This is a genomic window from Brevibacterium sp. VCM10, from assembly GCF_000583215.1.
GTDB classification, from domain to species: domain Bacteria; phylum Actinomycetota; class Actinomycetes; order Actinomycetales; family Brevibacteriaceae; genus Brevibacterium; species Brevibacterium linens.
The window spans coordinates 48,070-72,284 of the sequence record NZ_JAJB01000024.1; the positions used below are offsets into that span (position 1 = coordinate 48,070).

The 24,215-nt window shown below is 65.3% G+C and carries 16 protein-coding genes; 4 read left to right on the forward strand and 12 right to left on the reverse strand.

Going from position 1 to position 24,215, the window contains the following annotated elements; translation table 11 throughout:
- Nucleotides 1-2: 2 nt before the first annotated feature.
- Complete coding sequence (katG, locus tag AD89_RS0107250) at nt 3-2,210, forward strand: catalase/peroxidase HPI (protein WP_025777937.1); 2,208 nt, start codon at nt 3-5, stop codon at nt 2,208-2,210.
- Nucleotides 2,211-2,307: 97 nt separating this feature from the next.
- On the opposite strand, the gene AD89_RS19265 is transcribed toward katG, so the two are convergent.
- The 5 genes from AD89_RS19265 to AD89_RS0107275 all read right to left on the reverse strand — a co-directional run bounded on the left by AD89_RS19265 (nt 2,308) and on the right by AD89_RS0107275 (nt 8,833).
- The gene (locus AD89_RS19265; RefSeq protein WP_025777938.1) at nt 2,308-3,108 is read right to left on the reverse strand and encodes a hypothetical protein; all 801 of its coding nucleotides are present in this window, start codon (nt 3,106-3,108) and stop codon (nt 2,308-2,310) included.
- A 91-nt stretch (nt 3,109-3,199) separates the two neighbouring features.
- On the reverse strand, nt 3,200-4,735 hold the full coding sequence (locus AD89_RS0107260; protein WP_025777939.1) for a sensor histidine kinase: 1,536 nt from the start codon (nt 4,733-4,735) through the stop codon (nt 3,200-3,202).
- Nucleotides 4,732-5,448 (reverse strand): response regulator transcription factor, encoded by a 717-nt coding sequence (locus tag AD89_RS0107265; RefSeq protein ID WP_025777940.1) that lies wholly within the window; start codon nt 5,446-5,448, stop codon nt 4,732-4,734. The genes AD89_RS0107260 and AD89_RS0107265 overlap by 4 nt, the downstream gene beginning before the upstream one ends.
- A gap of 15 nt (nt 5,449-5,463) precedes the next feature.
- Nucleotides 5,464-7,575, reverse strand: coding sequence for an ArnT family glycosyltransferase (locus AD89_RS0107270; protein WP_025777941.1), 2,112 nt, complete (start codon nt 7,573-7,575; stop codon nt 5,464-5,466).
- Nucleotides 7,568-8,833, reverse strand: coding sequence for a glycosyltransferase (locus tag AD89_RS0107275; protein ID WP_025777942.1), 1,266 nt, complete (start codon nt 8,831-8,833; stop codon nt 7,568-7,570). The genes AD89_RS0107270 and AD89_RS0107275 overlap by 8 nt, the downstream gene beginning before the upstream one ends.
- A 121-nt stretch (nt 8,834-8,954) precedes the next feature.
- On the opposite strand from AD89_RS0107275, the gene AD89_RS0107280 reads away from it, so the two are divergent.
- Together AD89_RS0107280 and AD89_RS0107285 are read left to right on the forward strand one after the other, a co-directional pair.
- Entirely contained in the window at nt 8,955-9,644 is a 690-nt protein-coding gene (locus tag AD89_RS0107280; protein WP_025777943.1) for a DUF1707 SHOCT-like domain-containing protein, read from the forward strand.
- Entirely contained in the window at nt 9,641-10,666 is a 1,026-nt protein-coding gene (locus tag AD89_RS0107285) for an ATP-dependent 6-phosphofructokinase (protein WP_025777944.1), read from the forward strand. Before AD89_RS0107280 ends, AD89_RS0107285 begins: the two co-directional genes overlap by 4 nt.
- Before the next feature lie 182 nt (nt 10,667-10,848).
- Here AD89_RS0107285 and AD89_RS0107290 read toward each other — a convergent pair whose 3' ends face one another.
- On the reverse strand, nt 10,849-14,721 hold the full coding sequence (locus AD89_RS0107290; RefSeq protein ID WP_025777945.1) for a DNA-directed RNA polymerase subunit beta': 3,873 nt from the start codon (nt 14,719-14,721) through the stop codon (nt 10,849-10,851).
- 68 nt (nt 14,722-14,789) lie between these two features.
- A complete protein-coding gene (gene rpoB / locus AD89_RS0107295; RefSeq protein ID WP_025777946.1) occupies nt 14,790-18,269 on the reverse strand; it encodes a DNA-directed RNA polymerase subunit beta in 3,480 nt (1,159 codons plus the stop codon).
- 432 nt (nt 18,270-18,701) lie between these two features.
- Between rpoB and AD89_RS0107305 the strand changes: the two genes are divergently transcribed.
- Nucleotides 18,702-19,502 carry an MBL fold metallo-hydrolase gene (locus AD89_RS0107305; RefSeq protein ID WP_025777948.1) on the forward strand — a complete coding sequence of 267 codons (801 nt, stop codon included), beginning with the start codon at nt 18,702-18,704 and terminating at the stop codon, nt 19,500-19,502.
- A 12-nt stretch (nt 19,503-19,514) separates the two neighbouring features.
- On the opposite strand, the gene AD89_RS0107310 is transcribed toward AD89_RS0107305, so the two are convergent.
- The 5 genes from AD89_RS0107310 to rplJ form a co-directional block, all read right to left on the reverse strand.
- Entirely contained in the window at nt 19,515-20,675 is a 1,161-nt protein-coding gene (locus tag AD89_RS0107310) for a hypothetical protein (protein ID WP_025777949.1), read from the reverse strand.
- Complete coding sequence (locus tag AD89_RS0107315; RefSeq protein ID WP_025777950.1) at nt 20,672-21,547, reverse strand: hypothetical protein; 876 nt, start codon at nt 21,545-21,547, stop codon at nt 20,672-20,674. The genes AD89_RS0107310 and AD89_RS0107315 overlap by 4 nt, the downstream gene beginning before the upstream one ends.
- Nucleotides 21,544-22,785 (reverse strand): hypothetical protein, encoded by a 1,242-nt coding sequence (locus AD89_RS0107320; RefSeq protein ID WP_025777951.1) that lies wholly within the window; start codon nt 22,783-22,785, stop codon nt 21,544-21,546. The genes AD89_RS0107315 and AD89_RS0107320 overlap by 4 nt, the downstream gene beginning before the upstream one ends.
- Before the next feature lie 148 nt (nt 22,786-22,933).
- Nucleotides 22,934-23,320: a 50S ribosomal protein L7/L12 gene (gene rplL, locus AD89_RS0107325; RefSeq protein ID WP_025777952.1), complete on the reverse strand. Its 387-nt coding sequence runs from the start codon at nt 23,318-23,320 to the stop codon at nt 22,934-22,936.
- A gap of 59 nt (nt 23,321-23,379) precedes the next feature.
- Nucleotides 23,380-23,913 (reverse strand): 50S ribosomal protein L10, encoded by a 534-nt coding sequence (gene rplJ, locus AD89_RS0107330; RefSeq protein WP_025777953.1) that lies wholly within the window; start codon nt 23,911-23,913, stop codon nt 23,380-23,382.
- Nucleotides 23,914-24,215: the final 302 nt, after the last annotated feature.

Consider the following 24,215-nt stretch of genomic DNA (forward strand, 5'->3'; position numbering starts at 1 on the left):
CGATGACCCAGACGACCACCGGCGGCTGCCCGGTCGCCCACACTTCCACGGAGCCGTCGACGGCGCCGGATTCCGACCAGCTGGTCAACCCCGTCCAGGGTGATGCCAACGCTCAGTGGTGGCCCAACCGCCTCAACCTCAAGATCCTTGCCAAGGGTCAGCCGGCACGTGACCCCATGGATCCCGACTTCGACTACGACGCGGAGTTCAACAGCCTCGACTACTACCAGCTCAAGGCCGACATCGAAGCCCTGCAGAAGGACAACCAGGGCTGGTGGTCCGCCGACTTCGGACACTATGGTCCGTTTATGATCCGCATGGCCTGGCACTCGGCCGGCACCTACCGTGTGCAGGACGGCCGCGGAGGCGGCGGCGAAGGTCAGCAGCGCTTCGCTCCGCTGAACTCCTGGCCCGACAACGTCTCGCTCGACAAGGCCCGCCGCCTGCTGTGGCCGGTGAAGAAGAAGTACGGCAAGAAGATCTCGTGGGCAGACCTCTTCATCCTCGCCGGAAACGTCGCACTCGAGTCGATGGGCTTCAAGACCTTCGGCTTCGCCGGCGGTCGCAAGGACGTCTGGGAACCCGACAACGATGTGTACTGGGGCTCCGAGACCGAGTGGCTGGGCACCGACAAGCGCTATGTGGGCAACCGTGAGCTGCAGAAGCCCCTGGCCGCGACCACCATGGGACTCATCTACGTCAACCCCGAGGGCCCCGAAGGCGAACCCGATCCGGTCAAGGCCGCGATCGACATCCGCGAGACCTTCGGACGGATGGCCATGAACGACGAGGAGACCGTCGCTCTCATCGCCGGTGGACACACCTTCGGCAAGACGCACGGTGCCGGCCCCGAATCGCATAAGGGCGCCGATCCGGAGGCCGCCCCGCTCGAAGAGCAGGGCCTGGGCTGGAAGTCCGACTTCGGCACGGGACAGGGCAACGACTCGATCGGCTCGGGCATCGAGGTCACCTGGACCTACCACCCGACCCGGTGGGACAACGAGTTCTTCCACATCCTCTTCGCCTACGAGTGGGAGGTCTTCGAGAACGAGGGCGGTCACCTGCAGTGGCGTCCCAAGGACGGCGGCGGGGACGACATGGTCCCGATGGCCCAGGGCGACGGACGCCGCGAGCCCCGCATGCTCACCACCGACCTGTCGCTGCGCTTCGATCCCATCTACGAGAAGATCTCGCGCCGCTTCAAGGATGACCAGAAGGCGTTCGAGGATGCTTTCGCCCGCGCCTGGTTCAAACTCACCCACCGCGATATGGGCCCGGCGACCCGTTACCTCGGCCCCGAGGCTCCGACCGAGGAGCTCATCTGGCAGGACCCGGTCCCGGCCGGCACCCCGCTCGATGACGCCGGCCTCGAAGCCGTCAAGGCCGCTGTCCGTGAGTCCGGTCTGACCGTCTCGCAGCTCGTATCGACGACCTGGGCCGCCGCGTCGTCCCACCGCGTCTCGGATATGCGCGGCGGAGTCAACGGCGGTCGTCTGCGCCTCGAACCGCAGCGCAGCTGGGAGGCCAACGAGCCTGCCAAGCTCGCCGAGGTGCTCCCGGTTCTCGAGGGCATCGCCGAGTCCACCGGAGCATCGTTTGCCGATGTGCTGGCGATCGCCGGTGCCGTCGGCATTGAGTCCGCTGCCGCTGCGGCCGGTCACTCGGTTACGGTTCCGGTCTCCACGGGTCGCGGCGACGCCACCCAGGAGCAGACCGATGTCGACTCCTTCGGCTACCTCGAGCCGACCCACGACGGCTTCCGGAACTACCTCACCGAGGGCCTTCCGCTCAAGGCCGAGTACCTCCTGCTCGACAAGGCCAGCCTGCTGGGTCTGACCCCGCCCGAGCTCACGGTCCTCATCGGCGGACTCCGCGTCCTCGGTGTGAACTACGAGGACTCCGAGCTCGGTGTCTTCACCGACCGGCCCGGAGAGCTGACGAACGACTTCTTCGTCAATCTGCTCGAGCTCGGCAACGTCTGGAAGCCCGTCGGACCGTCCGAGACCGCCAATGTCTACGAGTGCTTCTCCCCGGAGGGCGAGAAGCTGTGGACCGGCAGCCGAATCGACCTCCTGTTCGGAGCGAACTCCGAGCTGCGTGCGATCGCCGAGGTCTACGCCTCGGATGACGCGAACGAGAAGTTCGTCGCCGACTTCGTCAAGGCCTGGACGAAGCTCGTCGAAGCCGATCGCTTCGACCTCAAGCGCTGATCCCGCGACGGTCGCCGAGGTGACCGACGCGTCAGCATGACGATGCCCCCACCGATCGGTGGGGGCATCGTCATTGCTGCGCTGATATCAGCAGCGTTCACTCGTCCCGGTTGAGCACGGCGAATCCGGTGAAGATCTGGTCGAAGTGCGTGACGGCTGCGTTCTCGATCGTCGTCTCGTCGGTGCCTGCGGAGGTGGTGTCAGCGCTCGCGTCCGATCCGTCGGAGTCGGAGGCGCTGCCGTCCGAGCTGGATCCATCGGAGCTGGACCCGTCGGAGGAGTCCCCGGAGTCGGTGCTGCCGTTCTGGTTTCCCGGCGTTCCGTTGGACTGTCCGCCGGGCATGCCTCCGCCGTCGGACTGTCCGCCGGGCATGCCTCCGCCGCCGTCCTGAGCACCGCCCTGTTGGCCGCCCATTCCGCCGGGTCCGTTCTGGCCTCCCGGCCCCTGGCTCGTCCCCGACTCGTTCGACGCCATGGCCGTGGACGCACCGATCGCTCCTCCGGCGAGACCGCCGACGACGAAGAGGGCCGATCCGGCGAGCACCGCCGGGACGAGCGGGACTCTCCGCTTCTGCTTCCGCGGTCCTGCGGTGCTGCCGAACTGTGTACTCTGCGCAGACTGTTCGTAGGGGTTCACCCACGGCCGCTGACCCTCCGGGATCCCGGCCTGCGGATCGGATGCCGAGCGCGTGGTCTGCTCGGCCCATCCGTTCGCACTGCCTTGGTCGGTCGGTGGCGACTGCATTGCCCAGCTGGGTCCGGCATGAGGCCCTGCCGTGCCCTGCGCTTCGATCCTGCGAGTGGTGTCCGCGCCGTTCGAGTCCGGCGCTGCATTCTCCGCGTGGTCCCGGTTCTCCTCGTGGTTGCGGTTCTGGTCGGGGCTCTGGTTCTCGGTCATGGAATCTCCTCTGGTTGTCGGTGATACCACTCTCGGCCCCCTCGCTGTAGCCCGTCCCGGTCGTGCCTGTGGCCAGCCTGTGCGATTCGCCTCAGGCGGCAGGCAGGCGCAGCTCGAAGGTCGTACCCGCGTCCGTGCTCGACATCGAGATGCCGCCGCGCATGAGTTCGACGAGTCCGGCGGCGATCGAGAGTCCCAGCCCCGAGGAACCTCCCTTGGCTCCGTCCTGCCGTGTCCGCGAGGGGTCTCCACGCACGAAGCGGTCGAAGACTCGGTCCCGGATCTCGGGCGGAATGCCCTGACCATCGTCGCTGATGCGGATCGCCACGACATCGCTGGGCAACTGGCCGGAGACCGGTTTCCGGGTCGCCAGTGCCTCGACGTGCACGTTGGTGCCGGGCGGCGTGTGCACGCAGGCGTTCGTGAGCACGATCGACACGACCCGGCGGACCTGATCGGCTGCTCCGCGCACCTCGAGGGCCTCCGGGGGGACATCGAGGGAGATCGCATGGTCGGGATTGACCACATGGGCGTCCTCGACGAGTTCGACGAGCAGTGAGGAGACGTCGACGGTGTCCTCTCTCGTCGGCTGGCGGCCGGCTTCGAGCCGAGCGAGGAGAAGGAGATCATCGACGAGGGACGACATCCGCATCGCCCCGGAATCGATCTTGCCCAAGGAGGTGGTCACCTCGGCGGGCAGAGCATCACGGTACGGACGGGTGAGGTCGGCCCAACCGCGGATCGTCGCGATCGGAGTGCGCAGCTCATGGGAGGCGTCGGCGACGAAGCGGCGCATCTGCTCCGTGCCGCGGTAGCGCTCCTCGAGGGCGGATCCGACATGGTCGAGCATCCGGTTGACCGAGGCTCCCACATCGCCGACCTCCGTGCCCGGCACCGCGAGCTCGGCGGGAACCCGCAGGGCGAGCTCGGGTTTGCCGTCGCTCAGCTCGAGGTCGGTGACCTCCCTGGCAGTGCGCGCGACGTCGCGCAGGTCCCGCAGCTGGCGATGGATGATCACGGCCATGAGCGCGGCCGTGGCGATGACGCCGAAGAGGACGACGAACGCGGTCGTCCACGCCGTGCGCTCGAGCGCGGAATCGACGTTGCCTTGCGGGACGCCGTAGACAGTGGTGGTTCCGTCGTCGTCGAAGGCCACGACCCGGTAGGCGCCGAACCCGGGCACCCGCACGGACTCATGGGCGGACGAGGCGCCGTCGGGTTCGACCTCGAGCAGGGCGTCGATCGCTTCTGCGGACAGCGCGCGCGGACGGGTCAGTCCCGCCTCGGCGATGAGTCCCTCTCCCCCGTCACCGGAATCGACGACGACGAGAGCTCCGTCGCCGACCCCCGGCTGGAAGAGATAGCGCAGAGCCGAATCGACCGCCGCCGCCGAGTCGTCGCCCCCACCGGAGGTGCCCGTGTTGCCGCTCGCCCCGGGGCCCGCGCCGGGGCCGTCTCCCGAACGTGCATGCGAGGTCATCGACGTCAGTTGTGCGTCGAGGTCGGTCATCAGCGAACCACGCACGCTCAGCCAGGAGGCGGTGCCGATTCCGGCGCCGACGAGGAGGAGGACGAGTCCGGCGAGGACGATGAGCCTCGTCTGCAGCCGCCACCGGCGCAGCGTCACTGTTCCGCCCGCATGATGTAGCCGGCCCCGCGCTTGGTGTGGAAGAGGTTCGGCAGGTCGGGGAACGGGGTGTCGATCTTCTTCCGCAGGTAGGAGACGTAGAGTTCGACGATGTTGCCGTTGCCGCCGAAGTCGTAGTCCCACACGCGATCGAGGATCTGGGCCTTCGACAGCACCACCCGCGGGTTGCGCATGAACAGCAGCAGCACCTCGTATTCGCGTGCCGTCAGCTCGATCGGATGACCGGCGCGGGTGACCTCGTGGGAGCGTTCGTCGAGTTCGAGGTCACCCACGCGCAGCACATCATCCTCATCGACCGGACCGTTCGAGACCCCCCGGCGCAGGCGCACCTCGATCCGGGCGATGACCTCGTCGAGGTTGAACGGCTTCGTCACGTAGTCGTCCCCGCCCAGCCGCAGACCCGTCAGCCGGTCGTCGACCTCGTCTCTGGCGGAGAGGAAGACAACCGGAGTGTCGATGCTCTCGGCTCGGATCTTCTCGATCACGGCGAACCCGTCGAGGTCGGGCAGCATGACGTCGAGGACGATCGCGTCGAAGCGTTCGCTCCTGGCCAGCGCCACAGCCTCGCGGCCCGTGCCGACTCCCTCGGCTTCCCAGCCTCTGACGTGGCAGGCCATGACGAGGAGCTCGGAGAGATTCGCTTCGTCGTCGACGATGAGGATGCGCGCCGGTGGATTCGCTGTCGGGTTCATAGCTCGATTATCCCCTCAACCCGCACTGAGATCGTAGAGCGAAACGGAGTCGACGGTCGTCGCCTCGTAATTCGCCTCGACCCAGTCCGCGATCTGGGATGAGGCAGAGTCCGAGCCCCCGCCGGGACCTTGCCCGCCGGAGCCCGATGCGATGTAGTAGTGGATTGTGCCGTCGGCCACGAGCTGTTTGAACTCGGCGAGGGTCGGCGACGGATCGGTGCCGTTGAACCCGCCGATCGCCATCACCGGCTCTTCGAGCGCGAGCTGGTATCCCGCCGCCTGGTTCGCCCCCGTCGTCGCCGCCACCCACGTGTAGTCCGCGGCATCCTGTTCGAGCAGCTGAGTGAGTTCGTCCGAAGGGTCGGAGGCGCCCAGCAGACCGCCCATTCCGCCTCCGCCGCCGGCGCCGCCTCTGCCGGTGCCGCCCCTGCCGGCTTCGGAATTGCCTGCCCCGCCGGGCGTACCATCCGTGCCGCCGCCCGGCCCGGCTCCTCCGCCGGGCATTCCGCCACCGCCGGGTCCACCGCCCAGACCTGCGCTCGTGCCGGCGATCGTGACGATCGATCCCTGCGTCGTCCCGGCGATCGTGCGCACGGCCAGGTGAGCCGGAATCGCGGCGCTGCCGAGGACGGCCAGCGCGACGAGCACCGAGGCGAGCGCCGTGCCGAACCGCCGGTGCGCGGTGACGATGAGAACCAGAGCGCCGAGGATCGAGACGATGAGCACGCACCAGCGCAGGATGCTCGGAATCCCGGTCATCTGCGAGCTGATGATGAACTGCCACGCCCCGGTCAGGGCCCAAGCCACTGCCAGCAGCAGACGCGGGAGGAATCCGTCGCGAGCGAGCAGCACGGCGACGGCGAGGCCGATGACGGCGGCGATCGCGGGAATGAGCGCGACCGTGTAGTACTCGTGGACGATCCCGTTCATATTCGACAGCACGAGCCACGTGACGATCAGCCACGCACCCCACATGAGCAGTCCCGCACCGAGGCTGCCCGTGCCGATTGCGCCGGACGCGCTCACCGCACGGCCGGTTCCCTGGTCACCGTCCGTGACGGTGGGAACACGGCGACGGCGGGCCACCTCGGCGAGGGTGAGGAGAACGATCGTCACGACCAGGAGGAACAAGGCGGTGGGCAGGAACCACGACGCCTGCTGGCCGAAGCTGCCGGTGAAGAGGCGGGTGATTCCCGTTTCGCCCCATCCGCCGCCCTGACCGCCGCCTCCTCCGCCGACGGACCCGGTCTCGTTGCCGGTCAGCCGTCCGAAGCCGTTGTAGCCGAAGGTGAGTTCGAGGAAGGAGTTCGACTGGGAGCCGCCGACGTAGGGGCGGGAGCCGGCGGGGGTGAGTTCGACGAGGGCGATCCACCAGCCGGCGCTGACGATCATCGACCCGAGCGGGACGAGCAGCCACAGCAGGCGACGGGGCCAGGAGGTGCGGGCGAAGAGCACCCAGGCCACAGCGAGCCCGGGGACGATGAGAAGGACCTGGAACTGTTTGGTCAGGAAGCCCAGCCCGAGGCAGACTCCAGCGAGGACAAGCCAGCCGACGATGCGGCGGGCCGAGCGTCGCCGGCGGGCCTCGGTGAGCGTGCGCAGGGCGTGCTGGGTCGCGACGACCGCACCGATCATCAAGGTCACCAGCAGCGCGTCCGGGTTGTTGAACCGGAACATCATCGCCACGACCGGGGAGACGGCGAAGATCGCACCGGCACCCAGCGCGGCGGTCTTCTCAAGCCCCGGACCGACATGGGACCGCAGGCTCAGCCGCAGCGAATGGACGATGAGGAGCACGCTCACCCCGGCCAGGAGAACCTGGGGCAGCAGCATCGAGAATGATGAGAAGCCGAAGACGCGGGCGCTCAGGGCCATAAGCCACAGGGAGGCCGGGGGTTTGTCGACGGTGATCGCGTTCGCCGAGTCGAGCGAGCCGAAGAGGAACGCCTCCCAGTTCTCCGATCCGGCCTGCACGGCCGCGGCATAGAAGGAGTTCGCCCAGCCGTTGGCTGTGAGGTTGAAGAGGAAGGCCGCGATCGTGCCGAGTGTGAGCACGGTGAGTGTGATCGGGTACCAGAGCCGTCGCAGTCCGCGGGTGCGGGCATATCGGGTGGGGGTCTCAGACATGGTCGATGTCCTTCTCGTTCGGGTTTGCCGTTCCGGCTGCAGCAGGCGTGGTCGCCCGGTGGGCGCTGTGGTGGGAACCACGGGCGAAGACCCATGTGCGCATGAGCACGAACCGGACCACCGTGGCGGCGAGGTTCGCCGCCGTCAGCACTGCGAGGGTGCCGACGGTCGCCCACGGCCCGGTGAATCCGTCGGCGACGGCCAGACCCGCCGAGGTGAATGCCAGGCACAGGCCGAAGGCCGCCAAGCCCTTCACTTGGGAGGTCAGGCGGCGGTGCGGAGATCTCACCCCGAAGGTGTGGCCCCGGTTGAGAGCCGTGTTCGCAATCGTCGAAAGGAGCAGCGCAAGGATGTTCGCCGCGGGTTCCGAGACGAATTGGATGCCGAGGAGGAACAGCACTGCGTAGAGCACGGTGCTGATGATCCCGACGTCGATGAAGTGGAGGATCTGTGCTCCGGTGTTCGGTGCGGGGACTTCGTGACTGACCCGTGTGCGTCCGCCGGTGCGCAGCCGGACGATGCCCTTGATGTCCTTCCACGCCGTGCTGACCACGTCGACGGAGGAGTCCGGGTCGTCCGTCCAGTCCGTGCCGAACTCGTGGATGCGGTACCCGGCCCACTCGACGCGCGCGAGCAGCTCAGTGTCGAAGAACCACTCGGAATCCTCGACCTGCGGCAGCAGTTCCTTCGCTGCCCGTGCCGACAGCGCTTTGAAACCGCATTGGGCGTCGCTGAACCCGACGCCGAGGCTGAGCTTGAGCAGACGGTTGTAGCAGCGGGAGATGATCTCGCGTCTGATCCCGCGTTCGACCGCAACACCGGGCTGCAGGCGCGAGGCGATGGCGACATCGGCCAGGCCCGACCGGATGATCTCGACCATCGGGTCGAGGACGCGGATGTCTGTGGCCAGATCCACGTCAGTGTAGGCGACGACGTCCGCCGACGAGGCCTGCCACACCTGGTTCAATGCGCGACCGCGGCCCTTCTGTTCGAGGCGGACGTACTCGACCTGCGGATGCGTCGCCGCCAGGGTCGCAGCGATGATCGGAGTCTCATCGGTGCTCGCATTGTCGGCGATGATGATCGTGACCTCGGAGCCGCGGGCGGGTTCGACGGCCAAGAGGGTCTCGATCGAGGCGGCCAGCGAGGCCTCCTCGTTGTACACCGGGACGACGAGGTCGACAGTCGTGGTCGGTCGGATGGTCGTGTCTGCTGTCTGCGTCTCCGGCTGCCGCCAGGCGCTGCTCTCATGTCTCATGCCCTCCACATTCGCTGCGGTCGATAGGCCCAGCATTGGTCGAACCTGTGGCTCTGCTGTGGAGTCCTCGTCACGACAGTCCTCCCTGCTCGCAGATGTGAAGACCGCTACACTGGGCACCATGGCCGACGACGACTCCTCTCCTCCTCAGCGGCGCATCCGCGCCTCGGACCAGGACCGCGACGATGTCCTCTCAGTGATCACCGATGCCGTGACGAACGGCCGCCTCGATCCCGAGGAGACGGCGCAGCGACAGGATGACGCGATCGGAGCGAAATTCCTCGACGAGCTCATCCCTCTCATCGACGACCTCCCCGAGGGCGACTCGCTCCACCGGAAGCTCGCCCGCCAGACCGGCCGGACACCTGGTCCCACAGATCCGGGCTCCCAGCTGCAGCGGCGCGGACCGAGCGAACTCTCCCCGGCTGCGGAACCGGGATCGGCTTCGCCGATGAACTCCGTGGCCATCATGTCCGGACGTCAGCTCGACGTGCCTCCCGGCACCGCCGAGGTCACCACCTACGCCCTCATGGGCGGTGACAACATCGACCTGTGCGAAGTCATGGGTCCCGGGGTGACCGTCGAACTGAACTCGTATGCGATGTGGGCCGGCAACGACATCTTCGTGCCGCCGGGAGTGCGCATCCGCGACGAGACCATCAACATCATGGCGGGCAATGAGGTCCGCCGATCCGCGCAGGGTGACGGGTCCAACGGGACCGTGATCCTCAAGGGATTCTCCCTCATGGCCGGACACGACGTCCGGCTCGCGAAAGGCTATCGAGAAAAGGATCAGGGTCAACTGGAATGAAGATCGGTGTACTCACCTCGGGAGGCGACTGCCCGGGCCTCAACGCTGTCATCCGCGGCATCGTCCGCAAAGGCATCCGCGCCTATGACGCGGAGTTCGTCGGCATCCGCGACGGCTGGCGGGGTCTGCTCGACGACGACATGTTCGATATGACCATGCTCGACGTGCGCGGACTGTCCGGACGCGGCGGAACCATCCTCGGCACCTCCCGCACCCACCCCTATGAGGACGGCGGACCCGAGCGGATGCGGGAGGTCATGGCCGCCCACGGCATCGATTCGCTCATCGCCATCGGCGGCGAAGGCACCTTGGCCGGCGCCTCACGGCTGGTCCATGAAGAGGGCCTGCACATCGTCGGCGTGCCCAAGACCATCGACAACGACCTCGGCAACACGGACTACACCTTCGGCTTCGACACCGCCCAGTCCATCGCCACCGAGGCCATCGACCGGCTGCGCACCACCGCAGAGTCCCACCACCGCTGCATGGTCATCGAGGTCATGGGACGCAATGTCGGATGGATCGCGCTGCACGCCGGCATGGCGGCAGGCGCACACGCGATCCTCATGCCCGAGTTCCCCGTCTCCTTCGATCAGATCTCGGGCTGGGTGCGCTCGGCCAGGGACCGCGGACGCGCACCCATCGTCGTCGTCGCCGAAGGATTCATTCCCGAAGGCTTCGACTCACAGGTCGCCGACCACGGCGTCGACAACAAGGGACGGGTCCGCCTCGGCGGGATCGCGAACTACCTGGCCCCGAAGATCGAGGAGATCACCGGTATCGAATCTCGGGCGACGATCCTCGGGCACCTGCAGCGAGGCGGCTCCCCCACCGCGTACGACCGGGTCCTGTCGACCCGGTTGGGCATGGCGGCAGCCGACCTCGCCCAGCACGGGCACTGGGGCAAGATGGCCAGCCTCAAGGGCACGGACATCGTCTCGGTCGAGATGTCATCGGCCGTCGACAGTCTCAAGTCAGTGCCGCTGCATCGCTGGGAAGAGGCACAGGTGCTCTTCGGCTGAGTGATTGCGAGAGCTTCACCGAGAAACGGGTGAAGTGTCGAGACACGGGCGCACACACCCGTGTTTCGACACTCCACCCGTTTCTCGATGTCGCCGCGTGAATGACGAGAGGGGCATCCACCGTGTGGTGGACGCCCCTCTTCGCGTGCCTCTCTCAGACGCTGCGACTCAGCCGTTCAGTCTCAGCTGAACGCACCGTAGTCGTAGTCCTCCAGCGGGATGGCGGAGCCGGAATCGGCGCCGATGCCCGCATAGAAGTCGCCGTAGCTGTTGGTGAACATCTCGGCCTTGGCCTCTTCGGTCGGCTCCACCACGAGGTTGCGGTGGGTCTGCAGGCCGGTGCCGGCAGGGATGAGCTTACCGAGGATGACGTTCTCCTTCAGCCCCATGAGCGTATCGGACTTGCCTTCCATGGCCGCCTCGGTGAGGACGCGGGTGGTCTCCTGGAAGGATGCGGCCGACAGCCACGACTCGGTGGCCAGCGAAGCCTTCGTGATGCCCATCAGCTCGTCACGAGCCGAGGCAGGCTGGCCGCCTTCGGCGACCACACGACGGTTCTCCGCCTGGTAGCGGCCGCGGTCGACGAGCTCACCGGGCAGCAGGTTCGTGTCGCCCGACTCGATCACGGTCACGCGACGCAGCATCTGCCGCACGATGACCTCGATGTGCTTGTCGTGGATGCCCACACCCTGCGAACGGTAGACCTTCTGAACCTCCTCGACGAGGAAGCGCTCGGCCTCACGGCGACCGCGGATGCGCAGCACCTGCTTCGGATCGACGGCACCGACGATGAGCTGCTCTCCGGCCTTGACGTGCTGGCCGTCCTCGACCATGAGACGGGCACGCTTGGACACTGCGTGCTCGATCTCCTCGCTGCCGTCATCGGGGGTGATGATGACGAAGCGGGTCTTGCGGCTGTCGTCGATCTTCGCCCGTCCGGTCGCCTCGGCGATGGGGGCGAAGCCCTTCGGCGTGCGAGCTTCGAAGAGCTCGGTCACACGCGGCAGACCCTGCGTGATATCGCCGGTCGATGCGGCGGCACCACCGGTGTGGAACGTACGCATCGTCAGCTGGGTACCGGGCTCACCGATCGACTGGGCAGCGACGGTGCCGATGGCCTCGCCGATGTCGACGAGCTGACCGGTCGCCATCGAGCGACCGTAGTGCTCGGCGGAGATCTGCGCATCGGAATCGGCAGTCAGCACGGAGTGGACCTTAAGCTCTTCGATGCCGTTGGCCACAAGCATGTCCACCACAGCGCCGGTGACATCGGACTTCGCCGGCAGGAGCACATTGCCCTCGGCGTCGGTGACGTCGGAGACGGTGAGACGACCGTAGACGGTGGTCTCGGCATACTCGTGCGGAACCAGGTTGCCCTCGTGATCGCGTTCGGCGATCGGCAGGGTGATGCCCTTGTTCGACTCGGCCTCTGCCGCGCGGATGATGACATCCTGCGAGACGTCGACGAGACGACGGGTCAGGTAACCGGAGTCAGCGGTACGCAGAGCGGTATCGGCCAGGCCCTTACGTGCACCGTGCGAGGCGATGAAGTACTCGAGCACTGCGAGTCCCTCACGGTAGTTCGACACGATCGGACGCGGAATGATCTCACCCTGCGGGTTCGTCACCAGACCACGCATACCGGCCAGCTGACGCACCTGCATCCAGTTGCCGGATGCACCGGACTCGACCAGACGCAGCACCGAGTTCTCCTCGGGGAAATTCGTGCGCATGATCTGGTCGACCTTCTCGGTCGTCTCCGTCCACAGCTTGACGAGCTCGTTGCGGCGCTCGTCATCGGTCAGGGCACCGAGTTCGTACTGCTGCTGAACCTTCGTGTCGATGACTTCGGCGTTGTCGATGATCTCGGTCTTCGCCTCGGGTGAGACGACGTCCGACATCGCAATGGTGATGCCCGAGCGGGTGGCCCAGTAGAAGCCGCCGGCCTTGAAGTTGTCCAGCGTCTGTGCGACCTCGACCTTCGGGTATTCCTCGGCCAGGTGGTTGACGATCCGGCTCAGTGCCTTCTTGTCGATCGTCGAGTTCACGAACGCATAGTCGGCAGGCAGGTACTCGTTGAACGTCGCGCGACCCAGAGTGGTCTGCACGTCGAGCGGGTCGCCGGCCTCCCAGCCTTCGGGAAGCTCCATGTCGCCGTTGGGAACGACGTCATCGAGGCGGATGGTGATCGGCGAGCCCAGGTCGAGCTCTCCGCGGTCGAAGGCCATGATGGCTTCGCCCATTCCGGAGAATGCGCGTCCCTCGCCGGGCAGTCCCTTGCGCTCGGAGGTGAGGTGGAACAGACCGATGATCATATCCTGCGAAGGCATGGTCACGGGCTTGCCGTCCGAGGGCTTGAGGATGTTGTTGGCCGAGAGCATGAGGATGCGGGCCTCGGCCTGCGCCTCGGGGCTCAGCGGCAGGTGCACAGCCATCTGGTCACCGTCGAAGTCAGCGTTGAACGCCGAGCAGACGAGCGGGTGTAGCTGGATGGCCTTACCCTCGATGAGCTGCGGCTCGAACGCCTGGATGCCCAGGCGGTGCAGGGTCGGTGCACGGTTGAGCAGCACGGGGTGTTCGGTGATGACCTCTTCGAGGACGTCCCACACCTGCGGATGCTGGCGCTCGACCATGCGCTTGGCCGACTTGATGTTCTGAGCGTGGTTGAGATCGACCAGGCGCTTCATCACGAAGGGCTTGAACAGCTCGAGAGCCATGGTCTTCGGCAGACCGCACTGGTGCAGGTGCAGCTGCGGACCGACGACGATGACCGAACGGCCCGAGTAGTCCACACGCTTGCCGAGCAGGTTCTGACGGAAGCGTCCCTGCTTGCCCTTGAGCATGTCCGACAGCGACTTGAGCGGGCGGTTGCCCGGTCCGGTCACCGGACGTCCGCGACGTCCGTTGTCGAACAGCGAGTCCACGGCCTCCTGCAGCATCCGCTTCTCGTTGTTGACGATGATCTCGGGAGCACCGAGGTCGAGCAGACGCTTGAGGCGGTTGTTGCGGTTGATGACGCGACGGTAGAGGTCGTTGAGGTCCGAGGTCGCGAAGCGTCCACCGTCGAGCTGCACCATCGGGCGCAGCTCCGGCGGGATCACCGGGACGACGTCGAGGACCATGCCCTCGGGGTTGTTGTCGGTGGTCAGGAACGCGTTGACGACCTTGAGCCGCTTGAGTGCACGGGTCTTGCGCTGTCCCTTGCCGGTGGCGATGAGCTCACGCAGCTTCTCCGCTTCGCCTTCGAGATCGAAGTCGATGAGGCGCTTCTGGATCGCCTCGGCACCCATGGCACCGGTGAAGTACAGGCCGAAGCGGTGGAACATCTCGCGGTACAGGCTCTCGTCACCTTCGAGGTCGTTGACCTTGAGGTTCTTGAACCTGTCCCACACCTGCTCGATACGGTCGACCTCGCGGTCGGCGTTCTTGCGCAGCTTGTCCATTTCCTTCTCGGCGGTGTCGCGCAGCTTCTTCTTGGCCTGGGCGGTTCCGCCTTCGGCCTCGAGTGCGGCGAGATCCTCTTCGAGCTTCTTGGCACGACGGTCGATGTCGGCGTCACGGCGGGTGCCGATCTGCTGCTTCTCGACGTCGATCTTGTTCTGCAGGCTGGGCAGATCACGGTGACGGGAATCCTCGTCGACCGAGGTGATCATGTAGGCCGCGAAGTAGATGACCTTCTCGAGGTCCTTCGGAGCCAGGTCCAGCAGGTAGCCCAGACGCGAGGGCACGCCCTTGAAGTACCAGATGTGGGTGACGGGAGCGGCGAGCTCGAGGTGGCCCATCCGCTCACGGCGCACCTTGGCACGGGTCACCTCGACGCCGCAGCGTTCGCAGATGATGCCCTTGAAGCGGACTCGCTTGTACTTTCCGCAGGCGCACTCCCAGTCACGGGTGGGGCCGAAGATCTTCTCGCAGAAGAGTCCGTCCTTCTCCGGCTTCAGGGTGCGGTAGTTGATGGTCTCAGGCTTTTTCACCTCACCGTGTGACCACCCGCGGATGTTCTCCGTGGTGGCAAGACCGATGCGCAGTTCATCAAAGAAATTGACGTCAGGCACGTAAATCCTCTTTCCTGGCGATGAACGAATCGTTCATCAAAAAGTTGTGTCGGTTGAAGTGGAAGTCCTCAGACTTCTTCTACGGTCTGTGCTTCGCGGCGGGAGAGGTCGATGCCGAGCTCTTCGGCTGCGCGGTAGACCTCGTCCTCCGACTCGCCCATCTCGACATGGCCTCCGTCGGAAGACAGGACTTCGACGTTGAGGCACAGGGACTGCATCTCCTTGATGAGGACCTTGAACGATTCCGGGATGCCCGGATCGGGCAGGTTCTCGCCCTTGACGATGGCTTCGTAGACCTTCACACGGCCTGGGATGTCGTCGGACTTGATCGTCAGAAGCTCCTGCAGGGTGTAGGCGGCACCGTAGGCCTCGAGGGCCCAGACTTCCATCTCACCGAAGCGCTGACCACCGAACTGCGCCTTACCACCGAGCGGCTGCTGGGTGATCATCGAGTACGGTCCGGTCGAACGCGCGTGGATCTTGTCGTCGACGAGGTGGTGGAGCTTGAGCATGTACATGTAGCCGACCGAGATCGGGTACGGGAACGGCTCTCCGGAGCGGCCGTCGAACAGCTGGGCCTTGCCCGAGGAGTCGATGAGGCGGTCCCCATCGCGGTTCGGGGTCGTCGAATCCAGCAGTCCGCGCAGCTCCTGCTCGTGTGCACCGTCGAAGACCGGGGTGGCCAGGTTGGTGCCGGCATCGGCTTCGCGAGCGGCCTCGGGCAGCTCGGCGGCCCACTCGGGGTTGCCTTCGATCTTCCAGCCCTGCTTCGAGATCCATCCGAGGTGGATTTCGAAGACCTGACCGATGTTCATACGACGGGGAACACCGTGCGGGTTGAGGATGACGTCGACGGGAGTGCCGTCGGCGAGGAACGGCATGTCCTCGACCGGCAGGATCGTTGAGATGACGCCCTTGTTTCCGTGACGACCGGCCATCTTGTCACCGATGGTGATCTTGCGGCGCTGAGCCACGTAGACGCGGACCATCTGGTTGACGCCGGGTGAGAGCTCGTCGTCGTCCTCACGGTCGAATACGCGCACACCGATGACGGTGCCGATCTCGCCGTGGGGAACGCGCAGCGAAGTGTCACGGACCTCTCGGGACTTCTCTCCGAAGATCGCGCGCAGCAGGCGCTCTTCCGGTGTCAGCTCGGTCTCACCCTTCGGGGTGACCTTGCCGACGAGGATGTCGCCGTCGGTGACCTCGGCGCCGATGCGGATGATTCCGCGATCGTCGAGATCGGCCAGGGCGTCGGGCGAGATGTTCGGGATGTCCCGAGTGATCTCTTCGGCACCGAGCTTGGTGTCGCGCGCATCGACCTCGTGCTCCTCGATGTGGATCGAAGAGAGCACATCGTCCTGGACGAGGCGCTGGGAGAGGATGATCGCATCCTCGTAGTTGTAGCCTTCCCACGACATGAATGCCACGAGGAGGTTCTTGCCCAGAGCCATCTCACCGTTCTCGGTGGACGGTCCGTCGGCGAGGACTGTGCCGGCTTCGACGCGGTCGCCCTCGTCGACGAGGATGCGCTGGTTGTACGAGGTGCCGTGGTTCGAGCGCTTGAACTTCGCAGCCTTGTAGGTCAGCTGGGTTCCGTCGTCGGCGAGCACCGTGACGAAGTCGGCCGAGACCTCGGTGATGACACCGGACTTCTCGGCGGTGATGACATCGCCGGCGTCGACGGCGGCACGGTATTCCATGCCGGTGCCCACGACCGGGGATTCGGCCATCACCAGCGGCACGGCCTGACGCTGCATGTTCGCACCCATGAGGGCGCGGTTGGCGTCGTCGTGCTCGAGGAACGGAATCAGCGCCGAAGCCACAGACACCATCTGACGTGCGGAGACGTCCATGAAGTCGATCTGGTCGTGCTGGACCAGCTCGGCCTCACCGCCGCCGCCCTTCGGACGGGCCAGGACCTCGACCTCGGCGAAGCGCTGGTCGTCGGTCAGCGGTGCGTTGGCCTGGGCGATGTTGAACTCGAGTTCGTCATCGGCGGTCAGGTACTGCGTCTCATCGGTCACGACTCCGTCGATGACCTTGCGGTAAGGCGTCTCGATGAAGCCGAAGGGGTTGATCCGAGCGTAGGACGCCAGCGAACCGATCAGACCGATGTTCGGACCTTCAGGGGTCTCGATCGGGCACATGCGGCCGTAGTGTGAGGGGTGCACGTCACGGACTTCCATGGCGGCACGGTCACGCGAGAGGCCGCCCGGTCCCAGTGCGGAGAGACGGCGTTTGTGGGTCAGACCCGCGAGCGGGTTGTTCTGATCCATGAACTGGGAGAGCTGAGAGGTGCCGAAGAACTCCTTGATCGCAGCCACCACGGGGCGGATGTTGATCAGGGTCTGCGGGGTGATCGCCTCGACGTCCTGAGTCGTCATGCGCTCACGCACGACGCGCTCCATCCGGGACAGGCCGGTGCGGATCTGGTTCTCGATGAGCTCACCGACGGCGCGGATGCGACGGTTGCCGAAGTGATCGATGTCATCGAGCTTGACGCTGATCTCGACCTCTTCGCCGTCGCGGGTGCCCTTGGCCGTGTCCACTCCGGCGTGCAGCGACACGAGGTACCGGATGGTGGCGACGATGTCGTCGGTGGAGAGCACCGAGTCCGACAGCGGAGCTTCGACGCCGAGCTTGCGGTTGACCTTGTAGCGGCCGACCTTGGCCAGGTCGTAGCGCTTCGGGTTGAAGTACAGGTTGTTGAGCAGGTTGCGGGCGGCCTCAGCGGTCGCGGGCTCTGCCGGGCGCAGCTTCTTGTAGATGTCGAGCAGCGCTTCGTCCTGCGTGGTGACGGTGTCCTTGGCCATCGTCTCGCGGATCGATTCGAACTCGCCGAACTCCTCGAGGATCTTCGCTTCGGACCAGCCGAGGGCCTTGAGCAGAACCGTCACGGACTGCTTGCGCTTGCGGTCGAGGCGCACACCGACCTGGTCGCGCTTATCGACCTCGAATTCCAGCCAGGCACCGCGGGACGGGATGATCTTCGCGGAGAAGATGTCCTTGTCCGTGGTCTTGTCGACGCTGGACTCGAAGTAGGCGCCGGGCGAACGCACGAGCTGGGAGACGACGACGCGCTCGGTGCCATTGACGATGAAGGTGCCCTTGTCCGTCATGAGGGGGAAGTCACCCATGAACACGGTCTGGCTCTTGATCTCGCCCGTGTTGTTGTTCATGAACTCGGCGGTGACATACAGCGGCGCCGAGTAGGTCATATCGCGTTCCTTGCACTCATCGATCGAGTACTTGGGAGCTTCGAACCGGTGCTCGCGGAATGACAGCGACATGGATCCGCCGAAGTCTTCGATCGGCGAGATCTCTTCGAAGATGTCTTCGAGACCCGAGGTGGTGGCGACGGAGTCGTCCCCGATCTCGATGGCCTCGGCGACGCGGTCCTGCCACGCCTCCGATCCGATCAGCCAGTCGAAGCTGTCCGTCTGCAGACCGAGCAGATCGGGAACCTCGAGGGGCTCGCGAATCTTCGCGAAGGAAATTCTCTTGGGGGGATTAGCGGTCCTGGTGTTGTCGTTGGCGGCGGCCAATTGGTTCCTTCCGAGTGCTTCACCATCTGATACTTCGTCTGCCCACTCGCTCCGGCGACGTCCACGGGGTGTGTCAGATTTCGACTCCCGGCGTCGGCATGGTTCACTTGAGTGAAAATGCTGTGCCCACCGCTATATGAAGGCACACCACAGGCAGAACGATGCAAATATCAATCTTATAGCATCAGGTCAAGCCTGGCAACATCGAATTCTGTCAGTCGTGGATCTTCTTCCACGGACCGCCCCACATCGGCGGCCGCCTCGGCGAAGCCACTCCCTGACCGTCGAGGACGCCGACCTTGTCCCGTGTGAGCTCCATGCGGATTCTCGACACATCCCACCGCCCGACGGCAACGTCGGCCACCGTGTGATCGTCTGCCGTCGTGTGCCCGGCTGCGCGACAGCCGGTGACAGACATTCTAGACTGCGGGCATGACACACGTGCATCTCCTCACCTTCTCTCCCGCGAAAGTCAATTGCGGGATCATCGTCGGCTCCGATCGCACCCTGCTCGTCGATGCCGGACCCGGCCCCGCGGCTGCGGCACACCTGCTGGAACGGGCGGGCCGCCTCGGCGAGGAGATCGCGGGAGAGGGCGGGCAGGATATCGATCTCGTGCTCACCCACGATCACTGGGATCATTTCTTCGGCGCCGCCGAGGCGGTCTCGTCGGGAGTGTCGACCGTCCACGCGTCCTATGCGTTCGCCGCCGATCAGGAGGCGAGCGCGTGGATCGCGCTCGATGCGATCAGCCGGGGCGATGAGCCGAGCGAGTACCGCCGGCAGCTGCCGACCGATCCCACCGAACTCGTCGTCGACGTCTCCCCCGTCGATGCGTCCCCCGGTGAGGCGGGCACCTTGGATCTCGGCGGCTGCCCGGTCGAATTCCACGTCCTCGGCGGGCATTCGACCGCCGATCTCGTCGTCCGGCTTCCCGAGCTCGGGATCGTGTTCACCGGTGACCTCGTCGAGGAGGCCGATCCCCCGCAGGCCGGCGCCGACTCCTCGCTGAGCGAATGGGCGGCGAGCCTGCGGACCCTGCTGTCCTTTGCCGAGGCGAACGTCTTCGTCCCCGGTCACGGAGTCCCGGTCGACCGTGATTTCGTCACCCGTCAGCTCGCCGACCTCGAAGGGATGCGCAGCGATCAGGGCGACTCCGAGGTGGCTCTGCCGGGCCGTGTCATGCCCGGCGATCACGATCGTGCGGTGCCTCGTCAAGTCCGTCTGTTCTGATTCTCAGCGTCCTCAACGGGGTGGCAGCGATTTCAGTGCGGTCACGAGGTTTCCCCCGATGGCTCCGAACAGAGTCTCGGCCCACACACTCTCGGCCTCGATGTACGGCCTGCCCTTGTCGAAGATCCACTGCAGGTCTCTGCCGCCTCGCAGATCGCCTTCGCAGGCGGAACACACCGGCACGCGCACCGCCCGGGCTCCGACCGACACCGGTGAAGTCGTCCTCGCTTCACCGTGCAGCGGATTGACCGTACACAGGCTCTCGGGCCTGCTCGACCGGGCTCCCCTGCTCTGGCCGGCCAGACCGATCTCGCGTCGAGCCTGCCGCAGCAGCACCATGGCGCCGGCGAGGTCAATGCGTTCGGCCGCTTCGTCATCGACGATCGACCTCGCTTCATAATAGGCATCGAACGCCCTCTCCACCTGGGTGAGTTCGGCCGAACTGAGATCATCGGTGCGCAGCTGGTCCAGAGACGACGCCAGTTCCGTGGCTTCGGAGTTGATGTCCTCACGGAGAGCGCTGCGCTGCAGATGATCGACTCTGTGCAGCAGCGAGATGGGCAGTCTGAACCGATCCCGTCTGCGCGCCTCGGCCGCTTTGGCTCGCATCGAGCGAAAGATGAAGATGCCGCCGATGACGAGGGCGAGGACAAGGATCGAACCGCCCAGGAAGAGTGGAGCGAATCCGCCGCTGCCGGTGTCCTGAATCACGTCGCTGCCCGGCTGCTGCTCTGCACCAGTGTCGCCGGACTCGACGTGCTCCTGAGGATCCTCATAGAGGTCGAGGAGGATGTTGAGTTTGGACACCGACGGGGTGGAGGTGTTCCATTCGTCGTGGGCATTGAGCTGCTGGTCCACGACTTCCTTCTCCTTGTCGTGGTGCGCATCGGTGAAATAGGTGTCGACGGCGATGGCTGTGCCGTCGTCGATCATGACGAATGAGCCTTCGGACCCGTTGAGGACCTTGATCTGCTCAAGCATCTCTCGATCGATGCTACCGTGTTCGGCATCCACTGCGACCACGTAGACATCGAAGTCGAGCTCCTTGACCGTGGCCTCGGCCTTGTCGAGGAGACGTCCGTCAAGGGTGTCTGCGACCGCCGGGTCGATATAGATCGGGTCGGTCTTCAGAGATTGCGCGATCTGCTCTGCGTCCACGTCGTTCTGGCTCATTTCCTCTGATCCTGTGTCTGATCCTGTGTCTGCGGTTCGGACTGGAGAGTCAGCTGGCGTCTGCGCCAGATCCGGTAGCCGGAGATCCCGCCCACTGCCAGACCGCCGCCGATGAGCAGTCCGATCACGGCTCCGCCCACCGCGCCGCCGACGGAATAGCGCAATGCCCGAGGATCCGCCTCGTCGTCCTTCTCGTTGACCACGATCGCGTTGCCGCTGCGGTCGAACGAAGCACCGTAGCCGAAGTTCTCCTCTTCGATCGGTGCCGAGAGCAGGGCCCGGACGTAGGTCAGCCCGACCTGGGACAGATGATCGTCGTCGAGTGTGTCGGGGCGATCGACGATCTCCCGTGAGATTCCCTTGTTCGCCACCGCCTCTCGATTGTCGCCGATGACCAGCACGGTGGCCTCGTCGTCGGGCACCTCGGCGATGATGCGATTGGCCAGCAGTTCGGCTTGGCCGTCGGTGTCATCGAGTTCTGTGGCGGCCAGGAAGGCCACATAGATCGGTGTGCGAGTCTTCTCGATCGCCTCGTGGATGTCGTCGAGATCCTCATCACGCATCTCGAACGCGAGGTAATCATCGACCCAGACCGGATCTTTCTCGAAGGCGTGCGCGATCTCCTGATACCGGGAGCGGTCGTAGTCGGAATCGTACTGACTCTCTATGCGATCCGAATAGACGCTGTCGACTCGGGGCTGACCGCTGTCGGCCTCGGCGATCCGAGTGTCTCTGGCATCGTCGAACAGGGAATGGCTCAATGCCGTCGCTCCGACGACGACGGCGAGGAAAAGCAGTGCCGCGATCCCGAGTCGGAGCGGACCGGGGCCGCCATCGGCGACCTTCTTCCTGGCTGCGCTGCGCTGACTCATCTCGCCTCGGTCTCTGTCGCGTCGGCTGTCGGAGTCCCCGACACGACCGCGGCCTCGAGTGGCTGGAAGCTGCCGAATCCGCTGTTGGAGTACGCGTCGTCGCGCAGAAAATAGGGTACCGGCTTGACTCTCGTGGCGCCGGGACGTCTGGGCACCATCAGCGTCTCCGGCTCGTGACCGGTCGTCAGGTCGCTTCGGCACCGGTCACAGGCATGGACCGTCAGCGCCGTCCCCTTCTGCCTCCATGCGACGGGTTCGATGCTGCCGGTATGACTGGGCATGAAGAAGCAGAACAGCGGCTCCTCGGCATCGCCTCGATCGCGCAGACGTCGACGGATCCATCTGTCAGTCCGACTCAGACAGTGAATCGCCATCCGATGCGAGAAATCCTCTGCCGTCGCCCAATCAGGCTGGGTATGAGTGATCGCCGCCACCGCCTCCTGGACGCGGCGACCCCGCGCGTAGAGTCGCCACACCGCATCGTCGGCGGTCTCGGGTTCGGGCAGCTTCTCGCCGATGCGCACAACCCTGGAGCGCAGGTCGAAGCGCTTCGTCAGTTCCGGCTCCGTGGTCAGTTCGGTTCTCCACGCATAGCGACGGCGCCGCGCGAGCACCCAGGTGGTGAGTGCTCCTGCGGCCACCGCGGCGGCTCCCATGACCAGCATATCGGGGGCGCCTTCGTCGAGCCCCCACCTGGCGATGTAGTCCCCGCTGGACTGCCCGACGTCCCTGGGATCGAACTGCGGAGGTTCCGGAATCGGATTGCCGGCAGCGGCTGCCCGCAGGATCTGCATCTGGTAGTGCACATTGAGCTCGACCGGGAGGAAGTCGTCGGTGGCCGATCGCGTCAGGCCGCCTCCTCCGCGGGGAATGACCGGGCCGAGCTCGGAGACGAGATACGGCCATGACCTGGATCCGCCACCAGCGGTGGCGAAGAGCACAAGGACCTGGTCGGCTTCGGAGTCCTCGTACATCGTCTGAGCCAAGCTCGAGGTGAATCTGCCCCAGGCCTCGAAGTTGCCCGGGCCGTCCGGCTGGTCGGGAAGAACTGCAATGAAGAAGGGGAGATCGGACTCCGCTGCCTCAGTCGCCGCGAGTTCGATGCCATCGAGCTGATTGCGGCTCAGGCCGCCGGCGATGATGGGATCGATGAAAAGCGGATCGGTCGCCCACGCCGACTGCAGGCGAGAACGCAGGCCGGCGAGGAGCTCGTCTTCGATGGTTGTCGTCGAGGGCACCAGTCAAGAGTAATAGTTCTGTGCGGGGATTCCCAGAATTGTCTGCCTCGCTCAGGTCAGACGCTGACGTCAGCGGCATGAGAAAGACCCCCACAGCAGAGTGTGGGGGTCTCAACCTCAGGCAGCAGGCAGGCTGCTGCTCAGGAAATCACTTGAGGGTGACGGTGGCGCCGGCAGCCTCGAGGGTTTCCTTGGCCTTCTCGGCGTCTTCCTTCGAAGCGCCTTCGAGGACGGCCTTGGGAGCTCCGTCGACGAGGTCCTTGGCTTCCTTGAGTCCGAGGGAGGTGAGTCCACGGACTTCCTTGATGACGGGAACCTTCTTCTCGCCGGCCGATTCGAGGATGACGTCGAATTCGGTCTGCTCTTCAGCGGGAGCGGCGTCTGCGCCACCGGCTGCAGGGGCAGCGGCAACGGCGGCCGGAGCGGCAGCCTCGACGTCGAACTCTTCTTCGAACTTCTTGACGAACTCGGACAGTTCGATGAGGGTGAGCTCCTTGAAAGCCTCGAGGAGCTCGTCGGTGGTGAGCTTAGCCATGGTGGCTAGTCCTTCCTGTTTTGGTCACGATCAGTGACCGGTTCGGTTTGGGGTGATGCTCAGGCGTCGGAAGCAGGAGCGTCGTCCTGCTTCTCGCGGAGGGCATCGACAGTGCGCACGGCCTTGACCAGCGGAGCGGTGAAGAGGTAAGCCGCCTGGTGGAGGCTTGCCTTCATGGCACCGGCTGCCTTTGCAAGCAGCACTTCGCGGGATTCGAGGTCGGCGAGCTGGTTGACCTGTTCGGGGCTGAGTGCGGCTCCATCGAAGTAGCCGCCCTTCACCACGAGCTTGTCGTTCGCCTTGGCAAAGTTACGCAGAGCCTTGGCAGCCTCAGGTGGTTCGCCGTTGATGAACGCGATCGCGGTGGGCCCATTGAGGTGCTCATCGAGACCGGCGATTCCGGCTTCCTTGGCTGCAATCTTGGTCAGCGTGTTCTTTACCACGGCGTAGCTGACGTTCTCACCGAGAGAGACGCGCAGTTCTTTCATCTGCGCGACGGTGAGACCGCGGTACTCGGTCAGCAACACAGCGTCGGAGTTCTCAAACTGCTGTTTGATCTCCTCGACTGCGGCTGCCTTGTCTGGCCTCGCCATGGTGTTCCTTTCATAAGTCGTCCGGTCTGTCCCGACAACAGAAAAAGCGCTCCACGCAGGTAGGCGTGAAACGCTTGGCCGCCTGATTCCATACGGAACCTGACGGAAGAATCTCGAGCTCACCTGCGCGGGTCACTCACTAGGAGTCTTCGTCTGCGGGCATCGGGATTCGATTGCGAATTCTGATGATTCCACAGAGACCGACGGTCTTGGGTAGTTCAAGTCTAACTAAGTCTTTCCCGGCAAGTCCAATCCGACCGCCGAGACCCCTCCCACACTACCTGACGGCGGCGCAGCAACCT

Excerpts from the sequence above, each read along its gene's own strand:
- katG (WP_025777937.1), top strand. The coding sequence starts at position 3 with ATGACCCAGACGACCACCGGCGGCTGCCCGGTCGCCCACACTTCCACG.
- AD89_RS19265 (WP_025777938.1), bottom strand. The coding sequence starts at position 3,108 with ATGACCGAGAACCAGAGCCCCGACCAGAACCGCAACCACGAGGAGAAC.
- AD89_RS0107265 (WP_025777940.1), bottom strand. The coding sequence starts at position 5,448 with ATGAACCCGACAGCGAATCCACCGGCGCGCATCCTCATCGTCGACGAC.
- AD89_RS0107270 (WP_025777941.1), bottom strand. The coding sequence starts at position 7,575 with ATGTCTGAGACCCCCACCCGATATGCCCGCACCCGCGGACTGCGACGG.
- AD89_RS0107275 (WP_025777942.1), bottom strand. The coding sequence starts at position 8,833 with ATGAGACATGAGAGCAGCGCCTGGCGGCAGCCGGAGACGCAGACAGCA.
- AD89_RS0107280 (WP_025777943.1), top strand. The coding sequence starts at position 8,955 with ATGGCCGACGACGACTCCTCTCCTCCTCAGCGGCGCATCCGCGCCTCG.
- AD89_RS0107285 (WP_025777944.1), top strand. The coding sequence starts at position 9,641 with ATGAAGATCGGTGTACTCACCTCGGGAGGCGACTGCCCGGGCCTCAAC.
- AD89_RS0107305 (WP_025777948.1), top strand. The coding sequence starts at position 18,702 with ATGACACACGTGCATCTCCTCACCTTCTCTCCCGCGAAAGTCAATTGC.
- AD89_RS0107310 (WP_025777949.1), bottom strand. The coding sequence starts at position 20,675 with ATGAGCCAGAACGACGTGGACGCAGAGCAGATCGCGCAATCTCTGAAG.
- AD89_RS0107315 (WP_025777950.1), bottom strand. The coding sequence starts at position 21,547 with ATGAGTCAGCGCAGCGCAGCCAGGAAGAAGGTCGCCGATGGCGGCCCC.
- rplL (WP_025777952.1), bottom strand. The coding sequence starts at position 23,320 with ATGGCTAAGCTCACCACCGACGAGCTCCTCGAGGCTTTCAAGGAGCTC.
- rplJ (WP_025777953.1), bottom strand. The coding sequence starts at position 23,913 with ATGGCGAGGCCAGACAAGGCAGCCGCAGTCGAGGAGATCAAACAGCAG.